This is a genomic window from Thalassobacterium maritimum (assembly GCF_031127805.1).
Classification (GTDB): Bacteria; Verrucomicrobiota; Verrucomicrobiia; order Opitutales; family Coraliomargaritaceae; genus Thalassobacterium; species Thalassobacterium maritimum.
Window position 1 is genome coordinate 1 of sequence record NZ_JARXHW010000075.1, and the last position, 11917, is coordinate 11917.

Below are 11917 nucleotides of genomic sequence, written 5' to 3' on the forward strand. Positions count from 1 at the left end.
ACGGCGAGGCATGCCACCCAACGAAGGTAGGTCTCACGACTGCGAGGCGAGTAGGCTTTACTATGGACATGCGCATAGAACTGCTGATACGTTTTGGACGACTTAGTTTTTGATAACTTAGTTTTATTCATCCGGGCAGGTTAGCTAAAAACTAGCCTGTCCCGGAACTTAACTTTTACACTGACGCCCCATCCCGAAACAACGCTCAAAGAGAAACCGCCGCGTAGCGGCTTTGTTCAACCAGTCGCACTGAACAATGTCGCTAACGCGACATAACTCATGCTCATCATTCGGGAAATTAATGTAATGAAACACAGAATACTAGTAATTTTATCATTCATTCTTTTTTCATGTGCTTCTTACGCATGGAAGCCATTAATGCCTAAACCAAGAAACGATTTCGAAAAGAAGCAAAATGACCTAATAGGTCTTAGCGGCTTCGCGGAGAAGTTCTCCTTAACTAAAGATGAAAAGCTGAAGATCACGTTTCGCTCAAATATAGAATCAGAACTCGAGACCGTAACAATCAAAGGCCAAGACAGCCCCCATGTAGAAGTCTTCATCTACAATTACCCCGGTTACCTTAAAAGGAGTGAGCGAGATATCACCGAGTTAGCAATTAGGACGACCGAGAACACCACTTCCCATCTGTTTTACCAACCTCGGAGTTATGAATCTACAGAAGTGAGGATTCCCCTAAACAAAAATCAATACATCAAAGAGTTTAAGCAAGGCAGTGACACTATTTTCTATCTAGAGGTGAATTTAAGCATTGAGAAATCCGAACCCTGAAGTTATCAATCGCGCGCAGCCGCGTTGATAACTTCAGGGTTCAAAGAATGAAAGATGATCTAGCAGATCAGTATACCATCAAGAAATGGTTCCAATCACTTGGGTTCGATAGAAAAGGACTCAAGATAATACTCCTGTTTGCATTGCTTGGAGGACTCGGGAGCGTTTCGATTGAGTGGGCTTTTGACCAGTATCTCAAAGAAACAGGGAAAGACCCCCGATTTTATGAAAAGAATCTGCTTCTCGCATTCGCAGAAGGTGCATTCGTCGCTGGAATAATAATCACGATTCCACTATTAAGAAAACGGAGCTAACCAGTAGGCATGTCGGCCCGTTTCCTGTAATCGTGCCCCGGCGTGATCATTCGGGTGACGTCGATAACCCCATACGCGTCACCAAGGCACATACGCGTCACCAAGGCAAAGAGCTCTGATGATTGTTTTGCCCTGGCGTCGGCACAAACCAGCAAGCTTAATGAATCTCCAGCACAATGCTTTGACTGAGTCGAAGGTCCACCGAGGATCGACCAATATGCACGATAAACTCACCCGGCTCGGCCTTCCAGGCACGGGCATCCACATCATAGAACGACAGATCACGCGCCGTGAGCTCAAAGCTCAGCTGCTGGGTCTCGCCAGGGGCGAGTTCTATTTTTTCAAAGCCCTTCAGCTCTATCTTGGGGCGAAATACCGAAGCCTCGACATCCTGCAGGTATAACTGCACAACTTCTTTAGCCGCACGGGATCCTATATTGCGCACATCCAGTGTGGCTGTTACGGCAGCATCGCCCTCGCCTGCCAGCAGCTGCAGATTCTCGTATTCAAATTCTGTATACGATAGACCATGCCCAAAAGCAAACAATGGCTGAATCGACTGGGTGCTGTAATAGCGATAGCCGACTTGCAAGCCTTCGGAATAGACGCTCTTATCGAATTCGTAGCTCCCCAACTTATGAGCGGGCGACTCTTCCAACGAATTAGGAAAAGTCACTGGCAGACGACCAGAGGGCGAAGCAGCCCCGAAGAGCAACTCCGCAGCGGCGTGCCCCCCTTCCATGCCGGCATACCACATCCACAAGACCGACTTGGCTTGTTCGATCCAGGGCATTTGCACCGGAGAACCGCCCACTAGCGTGATCACGGTATTAGGATTTACCTGCAACAAGGCCTCGATCAGTACATCTTGCTCATCCGGCAAGGCTAGATGATGACGGTCCTGACCTTCCAGATCATTGCGGTGCGTCAAACCACCACAAAAAATCACCGCATCCGCGTCTTGGGCAAGCGCCAAGGCATTTGAAAATTCCTCACTATGCGCGGCTTCATCTTCCCAACAAGGCACCCATCCGAAATAGAAGCAATACATTGGTTCACCGCACTTATAGGACAATTCCAGTTCGTAAGTTTTACCTGCCTCAAAGTGACAAGTGACCTTACGTTTCTCACATTAGGTCAACCCAGTGGCATTGATCTGCTCAGCTCCGTCAACCTTCAAGCACACGCTGCCATCCGTCACCACAGTCAACAAATAATCACCCGTTTCGGGAACCTTCAATTTTGCACGGTAAACTGCAGAATGAGAATAACTATCAATGCCCTCGGGTGCCACAAAGTCCTCCCGCTTAAAACGTGGCAATTCCGTGTATTCACTAAAGACCACCGGCCCTTCAAATTTCTGGTTGGCATAATAGCTCACACTCCAACCTTTAACGCCCGAGCCCTCATCCACCGTAGCTAAATACTCGGTCGGAATCGCACTCAAGCCTGCCTCACCATCGCTGTAGCCGGGCTCATATACGACCTCCACCGTATCACCCAAATACTGACGAATACCCTCAAGCGGAGTGACCTCGTAGAGACATTTCACCGCAGAGCTATGGCCTCCGTTCGAATGTTTCGCCACCGCATTCTTGCCGATCACCGCCAGCTTTTTAATCGCCTTTGGATTCAAAGGCAGCACGGAATCATCATTCTTCAATAGCACCATCGCCTCGCGTGCGGTCTCGCGCGCAGTGGCTTGATGCTCCGGAGTATTGCGCGCCCCCGGCTTGCGCTCGGCATCGAAAGCACCCGCTAAATAAAGGGTTCTCAAATTACGCCGCACCTTATCGTTCAATTGGCCTTCGCTATAGACACCTGACTCCAAGCCCTGCCGGAACCCCGCGCCGAGGTAATAGTCATCATAGGGCCGACCGGTGCCCATTTCCAAATCCATACCAAATTCGACTGCTTCCGGGGTCGAATGCACCCCCGACCAATCACTGATATAGGTCCCCTTAAAATCCCACTCGGTCTTTAAAATGTCGTTCACTAGGTATTCATGGTGACAACAATACTGCCCACGAAACTTATTATAGGCCCCCATCACCGTCAGCACCTCACCGGCTTTGACAGTCGCCTCAAAGCCGGGTAAATAGATTTCGCGCAGGGTGCGCTCATCCATCTCCACATCCGTCCCAAAACGATTCAACTCTTGATTATTGGCAGCGAAGTGTTTGACACAGGCAGCCGTATCCTGAGCTTGAATACCTTGCACCGCAGGCACCGCAAGTTCTTGAATCAAGAAGGGATCCTCGCTGTAGTATTCAAAATTACGCCCGCAAAGAGGTGTGCGGATGATGTTAAAACCAGGGCCCAGAATGATATCCTTGCCACGATCGCGAGCCTCCGCGCCCAAGACACTGCCACAGCGAGCTAACATGGAACGACTCCATGTGGCCGCCTGCGCGATACCGGTGGGCAAATAAGTACTATTATCATCGTCCCAGCCTGCGGGATCCCAACTGTCTTTACTAATCTCCTGCCGCACGCCATGCGGCCCATCTGACATTGTCATCTCAGGAATCCCTAAGCGCTCGACGGCTGAATTGGCAAATTTGGACGCGGCATGACACAGCGAGAGCTTCTCGTCTATCGTCAGCTGCGAAATCAAATTCTCAACAAAATTATCAACTAGTTCTTTTCGTTCTTCCATTATAGACATAAGCGCAAACTTCGGTTAGGCACAGGCAGCCCAAGATAAATGGTATTTCACCAATACAATCTCACAGAATCTACCGTAACAAGAGGACTACTTTACCCAGATTTTCCTGGCGTTCTAAAATTGCATGTGCGGCTTCCGCTTCCGTGACAGGCATAGTCTCATGAATGAGGACTTTGATGTCCTGGGAAGACAAGGCAGGCCATACTTTAGCCTCCAAGTCTTGTAGGATCTCCGCCTTCATCTCGCTACTGCGACTGCGCAAGGTGCTACCGATCAGCTTCACGCCACGCTTAAAGAAATCGAGCATGTTGATCTCGCTGCTAACCGAGCCCAAGGTAGCGATCACGATCCAGCGCCCACCACGTGCCATAGTTTCCAAGCAAGGCCCAAGGTTAGGCCCCGCCACACAGTCCATGGCCACATCCACTGGATGCTTCGCAAGTTCCTCGGCAATGTTTTGTTGCTTGCGGTTGATCACCACATCCGCCCCCAAATCACGCACGAATTGCGCCTTCTCCTCGGAACCGACCGTTGTCACAACCTTCGCCCCCAAGCTTTTGGCGAGTTGAATCGCAGCCATGCCGAGTCCACTCGCGCCCGCTTGAATAAAGACCGTATCGCCCGCCTGCATACCACCTTCGAGGCAGAGGTTGAGATACGATGTGGTAAAGGCTTCAGGAATCGCGGCCGCCTCGACCATAGAAAGCCCTGTAGGCACCGGCAAAGCCATATCGGCTGGCAAAACGATTTTTTCGGCGTAGCCCCCACCGCCGACCAAGGCGCAAACTTTGTCGCCAACTTTCCAGCGTCCATTCTCTGGCGCTTCGAGCACCACACCCGCCACCTCGAGGCCCGGCCATGTGGGCCAGCCTGGAGGGGGTGGATAATTGCCAGCCCGCTGCATCAAGTCGGCGCGGTTTAATGCCGCGGCGTGCACTTCTACCAAGATTTCATTCTCCTTGGCGACAGGGTCTGGAACGTCCGACCAGACTAAGTTTTGATCCTTATCGATTATTACTGCTTTCATAGTATTATACTTTTTCAACAAGCGGATGCGCCTGATTAGTGAGTGGAAAAGTGAGCGTGCGACGCTCTAAATGTGCCGTGTAGATGCCCTCAATCATTTCGGCCACCGTCCGGGCATCGGCCAGCGTGGCGATCGCTTCGCCGTCTGTTTCGATTGCGCGCATCAGATCCCAAACTGCGAAACGGTTGGCGGCTAAAAACCATGGAGCGTGCGGCACATCCGGACTGCCGGAAAGTGAACGGTCCAAGGGCTCGGCTCCGGGAATCACCCGGTCTTCCTGCAGAGCTACAGCTTCAAACTCAGGATGATCGTCAGGGCAACAACCCTGGCGACTGAGCAGCAAGGGTTGATTTCCGGCGTCGTCGAAGCGTAGCGAAAGCACGCCCTCGGTACCCATTACACGAATACCCATATGCGGCGCGGGCTGCTTCGGTTGATACAATCCTCGCCGGGTTTCGAAGCTGCTGCGCACGCCATTTTTCAGTTGAAAAACCGCAAAAATATCATCTCCGATCACCGGACGAATGGGCTCCACCGTCTTCACCGTATCGGAGCGTTTAGCGAGCTGCCCCTCCATTCGAATATCGGCCATCACCGACTCAGGAGCACCAAAGAAATAGGTCTGTAAATCGAGAATATGCGTGCCGAGCACTAGCAGGTCTTCCCCCCCGCCACGATGGTCACACTTACCGCGACCGACCACTGACAAAGGCCTACCGATCGCACCCGCGTCGATCATATGCTTCATCGTGCGAAAAGCGATGTCGTGGCGGGCGGGGTGCGCCATAGCGAATTTAATCCCACTCGCTTCGACAATCCGAATGATCTCGTCCACTTCGGCGAAGGAGTCACTCACAGGCTTCTCGCAATAGATATGACATCCCCGCTGCGCCAACATCCGAATTTGCTCTAAATGATCACTCGGGTGACGCGATGTGATGGCAACAATATCCGGTGCTTCCTGCGCCAGCATCGCTTGGCAAGTCGCATAGTGGGCACGGGCCTGAACCTGAGCCATCTTCCGTTCCAAATTATCCGTATTGGAATCCACCAGCGCGACCACCTCAACATTCGGCAAGCCCCGAAATGCAGTATGTAAACCATGCAGCCCCAGCATCGGCTTGGAACTATCTTTAATAATGGCAATTTTCCAGTGTCGCATCATTTTAATTGATTCCAGTCAAATACAGCCCCGACGGGAAAGTTTTCATTTTTCGCCAAAGCCGCATACACAGCAGACGACTCCAAAGGAGAATAGAGGGTGGATACAATTTGGCTCATGTCCAAACGACCATCCGACATATAATCCAAGATGGCACGAGCATCGTCCCTCCAAGTCCACGAATGTGGACGCGATTCAAGTTTAGGTCGCGACATCGTATGCGCTCCAATCATTTCAATTCCAGGCCGATGCACATCTTGGTAGTAATCAATCGAAGCATCAGAAACACGCGTGCACCCGAGCAATGCAATACGCCCGAAAGGCGCAGTCAGCGCAAGCGCCTGCTTCATCGCAATCGACTGCCCCGTCACTTCAATGACCGCATTGACTCCACCCCGCGCAGCCGCTTTGACCTGTTCGACATAGTCAGCGCCGGCAGGATCGAAGGCGAAATGCGCGCCCAGGCCCAAGGCAATTTCACGGCGCGCCGCATTCAGATCGCTCGCAATGACAGGTGCCGCTCCCGCGATACGAGACAGCGCCACGGCAAACAGTCCCAAGATCCCCAGCCCCACCACTGCAGCGCTTTCGCCAAGCTCCAAGCGCGTCTTACGCAGCGCATTCAAAGAGAAGCCCGCAATCACCGCAAAGACAGCGTGCTCGGATGGGATCAAATCGTCTACAATCTTAAAAAGGTTATCCTCGGTAATGCAATTGAAGTTGGAATGTGAACTCCCCCAGTGCGTGAGAACCCGATCGCCCGGCTCCACACTGCGAATATTTTTGCCCACTTCGATCACACGCCCCACACCGCTGTAGCCGAGCGTCTTAGGAAAACAGCCTTGAGGTTCGTCTCCCAAGTTGGGGAGATCCAACAAGCAGGCGCGCTCGGTGCCCGCGCTGATCGCTGAAACATCGTTCGCCACTAACACATCATCATCTCCGGCTCGAAGCATAGCAACCTCCTGAAGCTCTGCACACCCCACGCCAGTGAATACAATTTGTTTTCGTTTCATATGCATGCCTAAGACAAGTGCTGTAAAAATACCGCAACGCGCCCTTAAGCCTCGTTGCCGCCGCAACTGCGCGCACCATCGATCAGGTAATTGGTGCCGCTAATGAAAGCCGCGTCGTCGGAACTGAGGTAAAGAATCAACTTAGTCACCTCTTCCGGCTCAGCGGCACGGCCGAGCGGCGTCTTCATCGCAGCCATTGCGGCGCGTGTCATGACCGGCCCGGGCGACACACAACAAGCGCGAATGCCATATTTTGCACCTGCGAGTGCCAGCGACTTAGTCAAACCAATCATTCCACTCTTAGCGGCCCCATACACAACGCCACCGACTGCACCGGTCACGCCATCCACCGATCCAAGGTTAATAATGACACCACTGTTCTGCTGCATCATCGTTGGCAGCACCGCGCGGCAAAAATAGATCGGCCCTTTAAAATTCACATCGATGCCCCAGTCCAGCGCCTCAAGCGTCATCTCCTCGAACCCGCCCGGACAGTTGCAAACGCGGTGCGGATTACCCCCCGCACAGTTGACCAAAATATCGATGCGCCCATAGCGTTCTAGGGTAAACTCAGTCGCCTGCTGCACTTCATCGAAATGACGAATATCCAGCGCAAAGTGGCTAGCCTCCCCGCCCTCATCGCAAATGGCTTTCGCGGCCGCTTCAACCGCCTCGCGATTGACATCGACCAGTACGACCTTCGCCCCTTCGGCTGCATATTGTTGCGCACTCAGCAGGCCCATACCTGAGCCAGCTCCAGTGACGAGGGCTATTTTATCTTTAAATCTCATAGGTGATTAAATATGTTTAGTTATTAAAAAGTTAAAAATGATTTATTTAAAGCAACGAGACTTCGCCCGCTCCAGTGCTTGCTTAACGTAAGGCGCGATACAATCATAGCCCTTGGGATTGGGATGTAGCCCATCATCGGCAAGATCCGCTGGCATTTGATCGTTCGCATCAATCAAAAGAGAGAACAAATCCAAATAGATCGCACCCTTACTGGCAGCAATTTCAGAAAGTCCAGTATTCACTTCCTTAATACGATTCTGCGGGCGCAATTTTCTGCGTTCCCAAAGAGAATCTTTGTGCTGATGATAGTCCGAAACCGGCAACAACGAAGCAAGCACGACTTGAATGCCGGCCTGGCGACAGCGACTCACGACAAAGCGCACATTGTCCAAAATATCCTCACAGGATGCACCTTGTGCAATATCATTGGTCCCGCCCATAAACCAAACCACAGAAGGTTGAAGCGCGAGCACATCTTGCGCCAAGCGAGCGCACATCTGCTTGGTATTTTGCCCCCCGATGCCACGATTAATATAATTCTCTCCAGGAAAAGAGACATCTAAATCCCAGCAATCAGTAATCGAATCACCGAAAAAGACCACCCGCACCTCACCTGCCGAAGGAGGCGACAGCGTTGCATTTGCCCTCTGGTAGCGTTGAAGTCCATTAACCTCAGGCAGAGTCTCCTCCAAATCATAGCCACAAGCTTGCAGATGACATTTTTGCACCAGTAGCTCATGCGCATACGAGTATGGATTCTCAATTTCACCGACAACGATACGCGCGAACTCTAGCAAATGATCCGCGTAACGATCCTTTAGCGGAGCTTGCGGGATTTCTTGCAGTCCCTGTTTAAAGCCTCCGCGAGCTTCGAGTAAATTGAGAAAGACACGCCCTCCCGCTTGATTCCCTTCCAGCTCCAGCGGTTGCACGATCAGCGTGCCCCGGTCTCCGCAAACAACTAGATTACGCCGTTCAAAACCACTGACCTCGACAATCGTCGTTCGCAACGAAGCCGTGCAACCATCCGGAAAACTCATCACGGCAAAACCATTATCCATCACACCATCAGAGCGGGTACAGGTCGACAAAGGAATCACACGCTCGGGGGCTCCCATCATAATCACCGCCAGATCAATCAAGTGGCACAGAAAGATATAAGCCGCGCCCGCCTGAAAGGTCCGCATCAATTGGCGAAAGTCCTCGCCGTCATAGCGATTCATCGCGGCGTCAATGGTAGAAATATTGCCCAGCAGCCCTTCACGGACAGCCTTCAAGCAAAACTCAATCGCCGGGCTATTGCGATACATATAGCCCATTTGCACAGTCAAGTGCTGCTGTTCTGCCTGCGCCAGTAATTCCTGAAACGGCGGCAAGGACTCACCTCCAGGCTTATCCATATGAATGTGCTTACCCGCGCGAATGCAGCGTTGTGCCACTTCGAGAGTATCATGCTCCTCCACTTCAACCAGCACTGCATCCAGTTCAGGCATCGCCAACAAGGCATCGCTATCCACCCACTCAAGACCCGCATAAGTATCACTCCCTTGAGCGCTGGCCCGACGTGCCGGGTCGTCTTCAGCGACTGCGATAAATTCGAACACTTCAGGATACTGCAGCAAGGTCCGTATTTTATAAGCATGCAAATGCCCCGTGCCGATTTGGCCAATCTTAATTTTCTTCATTATCCGATCCAATTAAACTGCGGGTTTTGTTGTTTCACAATTTCAGTGATGCGCACCACTTCCAGCCCATCGCTATTTTTAACCGGGAACGGAATGCCATGGCGAATCGCGTCATAGAGATGACGCGCCAATTCGATTTCGACACGTTCCCACATGCTTCCTGCAGGCTGCACCGCACGTGTCTCATCAATCCAAGGTAAATCCCCATCAGCCGCCAAGCGCCGATCCGCTCCCTCGCAGGCAGTCGCCTCAGACCATTGAAACTCGGGCTCTAAATATTTAAGACGAATCGCTTGCTGTGATTGATCGTAAATCAAGGTGCCACGGTCCCCATAAATCGTGCAATACGGACCTGCGATGGCCACAGAATTACTAATCTCCAGTTCGGCCACCACACCGTTCTCCGCTTGCAGCATAATGCGCACATGGTCGTCCGCATCGCCCGGCGTCAAAATACGGCGCAGGTAGCTCCACACATCACGCACCGGAGCGCCCAGAAGCTGCAAGCCCTGATCCAGCAAATGTGGCGCCCACACACTCAGCTGTCCACCCCCGCAGTCCAAGCGCATCTGCCAATCATTACGACGCATGAAGTCATGGTATTTACTCAGCTTCACCACTTGAAGCTGCCCCAACAAACCAGAGGCGAGGATCGCACGGGTATTCTCAAACGCCGGCTCAAAGCGATGATTGTGCCCGAAATAAAGTTTTCCAGGATATGCCTGAACAAGTTGCTGCAGCAATTGATAATCCGCAGCCGTCACACCAATCGGTTTTTCCAGCAACACAAGCTTACCAGCTGCCAATGCCTGTTCCGCGTGCTGCGCATGATCCAAAGAGCGGGTCGCAATAATCACCAACTCCAGATCAGAATTGGCGAGAAAGCTCGCATAATCCGAATAGGCCCGGCCACCAAACTCCACAGCGACCGCCTCAGCTCTTGCAGCATCAATATCACAAAAAGCCACCGCCTGATACTGACTCGGTTCTCGGGAAAAGTGGCGGCAATGCTCCAGGCCAAAACGGCCAAGACCACAGACTCCAAATTGAATGGGGGATTGCATCATGCGTGTGCAGCGAAAGGGAAATTTTCAATTTTATGAAAAACTGGAAGGGTCCAGTTACAAATACAGTGCGATCCCTTGGCGAAGTAGAACGATCTGTGCTCGGATCGTCCTTTGAAAGCCGATCTACATCAAGTGAAAACACCTCAATCGACTGCATGAAAATAACTTACAATTTTATAAAATTTCGATTTCTTTCTGAATAAAGCAGCATCCTTGTATTTTTTTCATAATCCTTGAAACAAAACCAAAGCACGTACACAGTTTGCAGCATGGCAAAAATATCCGACGTCGCACAACTGGCCAAAGTCTCAAGTGCCACCGTATCCAGAGTCTTCAACCATCACCCCAACGTCCACCTCGATGTGAGAAAGCGGGTGTTTGACGCTGCACGCGAGCTGGACTATCGCCCACGTCCTTCGCTGAAGCAAAAGAACGTGGTCGTGATCACTCCCTACGCGCCCGTGTATCCGGTCCAGAGCTGTGTGGACATGATTCTCATGGCGCTGGTGCAAGAGATGTCGCGCCGTGGCTTTCGCTTAGAAATCCTGCCCGAGAACAATCGCGATCGCCTGGATGGCATTCAATTTTGCGCAGCCATCGCGATCGGAGCGGAGCCATCCACCTTTACGGATTGGTCGGACCGCTACAGCATGCCCCTCGTGATAATGGATCGAGATGGACCAGCGAACTCACCCGATGTTTATTATGTTCAATCCGACAATGCACAGGGGATGCGCTTGGCCATTGAACACCTGCATGCGCGTGGTTGTCAAAAAATCGGTTGTATTATACACGGCGATCCAGGCACCGGAAATGCCGACCTTCGCCATGACGGAATCGTGAAAGCTCTGAGCGGTTGTAAGCTCCCAGTGGATGAAAGCCTGATCTACTTTTCAGGTCACGGCACCGATAAATATGTCGAACTGATCGGGAAGCTACTCAAACAGGAAGTGGACGCCCTTTTTTGCCCTGGTGGTAACGCAGGAGTCGTTTCCTATTACGCTTTCTCGCTCTATAACCGTCAGGTGCCGAAAGACATCTCACTGATCGCTTCCGAACAAACCCTGTCTTCACAATACACAGTGCCTCCATTAACTACTATCACTCCTGACTATTCAGCGATGGCCATTGCGGCGGCGGACGTCATCGAGGCGCAAGCTAGAGGCGATGATATGCCTGCAAAAACCGTGATCCCCTACTTACTCATTTCTCGCGAAAGCGTGAGAAAAAAGTCTGAAATCAGCACTTAAGCGCACGCGCTCGAATGTAATAGCAAAGCCATGGCAGTCCTTGCTCTAAGGGTGTGATTAAAAGTGCGGTGAGCTAATTCCAGAACCCCGTCCAACTGCCACTGGCTCTCCTGGCTCTAGTTTGTATAAGTGCATCTGCGTTCT

At 51.7% G+C, this 11917-nt stretch carries 10 protein-coding genes; 2 read left to right on the forward strand and 8 right to left on the reverse strand.

Annotated elements, in window-relative coordinates:
- Nucleotides 1-839 precede the first annotated feature (839 nt).
- A complete protein-coding gene (locus tag QEH52_RS18320) occupies nucleotides 840-1106 on the forward strand; it encodes a hypothetical protein (RefSeq protein WP_308952405.1) in 267 nt (88 codons plus the stop codon).
- Nucleotides 1107-1263: 157 nt separating this feature from the next.
- On the opposite strand, the gene QEH52_RS18325 is transcribed toward QEH52_RS18320, so the two are convergent.
- The 8 genes from QEH52_RS18325 to QEH52_RS18360 form a co-directional block, all read right to left on the reverse strand.
- Nucleotides 1264-2157 (reverse strand): glycoside hydrolase family 3 C-terminal domain-containing protein, encoded by an 894-nt coding sequence (locus QEH52_RS18325; protein ID WP_308952406.1) that lies wholly within the window; start codon nucleotides 2155-2157, stop codon nucleotides 1264-1266.
- An 81-nt stretch (nucleotides 2158-2238) separates the two neighbouring features.
- Complete coding sequence (locus tag QEH52_RS18330; protein ID WP_308952407.1) at nucleotides 2239-3765, reverse strand: glycoside hydrolase family 3 N-terminal domain-containing protein; 1527 nt, start codon at nucleotides 3763-3765, stop codon at nucleotides 2239-2241.
- Between the two features lie 79 nt (nucleotides 3766-3844).
- Nucleotides 3845-4801: an NAD(P)H-quinone oxidoreductase gene (locus QEH52_RS18335; RefSeq protein ID WP_308952408.1), complete on the reverse strand. Its 957-nt coding sequence runs from the start codon at nucleotides 4799-4801 to the stop codon at nucleotides 3845-3847.
- Nucleotides 4802-4805: 4 nt separating this feature from the next.
- On the reverse strand, nucleotides 4806-5966 hold the full coding sequence (locus QEH52_RS18340; RefSeq protein ID WP_308952409.1) for a Gfo/Idh/MocA family protein: 1161 nt from the start codon (nucleotides 5964-5966) through the stop codon (nucleotides 4806-4808).
- Nucleotides 5963-6979 (reverse strand): zinc-dependent alcohol dehydrogenase, encoded by a 1017-nt coding sequence (locus tag QEH52_RS18345; RefSeq protein ID WP_308952410.1) that lies wholly within the window; start codon nucleotides 6977-6979, stop codon nucleotides 5963-5965. The genes QEH52_RS18340 and QEH52_RS18345 overlap by 4 nt, the downstream gene beginning before the upstream one ends.
- 44 nt (nucleotides 6980-7023) lie before the next feature.
- The gene (locus QEH52_RS18350; RefSeq protein ID WP_308952411.1) at nucleotides 7024-7770 is read right to left on the reverse strand and encodes an SDR family NAD(P)-dependent oxidoreductase; all 747 of its coding nucleotides are present in this window, start codon (nucleotides 7768-7770) and stop codon (nucleotides 7024-7026) included.
- Nucleotides 7771-7812: 42 nt separating this feature from the next.
- A complete protein-coding gene (locus QEH52_RS18355) occupies nucleotides 7813-9456 on the reverse strand; it encodes a GDSL-type esterase/lipase family protein (RefSeq protein WP_308952412.1) in 1644 nt (547 codons plus the stop codon).
- Nucleotides 9456-10523, reverse strand: coding sequence for a Gfo/Idh/MocA family oxidoreductase (locus QEH52_RS18360; protein WP_308952413.1), 1068 nt, complete (start codon nucleotides 10521-10523; stop codon nucleotides 9456-9458). The genes QEH52_RS18355 and QEH52_RS18360 overlap by 1 nt, the downstream gene beginning before the upstream one ends.
- A 269-nt stretch (nucleotides 10524-10792) precedes the next feature.
- Between QEH52_RS18360 and QEH52_RS18365 the strand changes: the two genes are divergently transcribed.
- Nucleotides 10793-11773, forward strand: a complete 981-nt coding sequence (locus QEH52_RS18365; RefSeq protein ID WP_308952414.1) for a LacI family DNA-binding transcriptional regulator — start codon at nucleotides 10793-10795, stop codon at nucleotides 11771-11773.
- Nucleotides 11774-11917: the final 144 nt, after the last annotated feature.

Excerpts from the sequence above, each read along its gene's own strand:
- QEH52_RS18320 (WP_308952405.1), top strand. The coding sequence starts at position 840 with ATGAAAGATGATCTAGCAGATCAGTATACCATCAAGAAATGGTTCCAA.
- QEH52_RS18325 (WP_308952406.1), bottom strand. The coding sequence starts at position 2,157 with ATGTATTGCTTCTATTTCGGATGGGTGCCTTGTTGGGAAGATGAAGCC.
- QEH52_RS18330 (WP_308952407.1), bottom strand. The coding sequence starts at position 3,765 with ATGGAAGAACGAAAAGAACTAGTTGATAATTTTGTTGAGAATTTGATT.
- QEH52_RS18335 (WP_308952408.1), bottom strand. The coding sequence starts at position 4,801 with ATGAAAGCAGTAATAATCGATAAGGATCAAAACTTAGTCTGGTCGGAC.
- QEH52_RS18340 (WP_308952409.1), bottom strand. The coding sequence starts at position 5,966 with ATGATGCGACACTGGAAAATTGCCATTATTAAAGATAGTTCCAAGCCG.
- QEH52_RS18345 (WP_308952410.1), bottom strand. The coding sequence starts at position 6,979 with ATGAAACGAAAACAAATTGTATTCACTGGCGTGGGGTGTGCAGAGCTT.
- QEH52_RS18350 (WP_308952411.1), bottom strand. The coding sequence starts at position 7,770 with ATGAGATTTAAAGATAAAATAGCCCTCGTCACTGGAGCTGGCTCAGGT.
- QEH52_RS18355 (WP_308952412.1), bottom strand. The coding sequence starts at position 9,456 with ATGAAGAAAATTAAGATTGGCCAAATCGGCACGGGGCATTTGCATGCT.
- QEH52_RS18360 (WP_308952413.1), bottom strand. The coding sequence starts at position 10,523 with ATGATGCAATCCCCCATTCAATTTGGAGTCTGTGGTCTTGGCCGTTTT.
- QEH52_RS18365 (WP_308952414.1), top strand. The coding sequence starts at position 10,793 with ATGGCAAAAATATCCGACGTCGCACAACTGGCCAAAGTCTCAAGTGCC.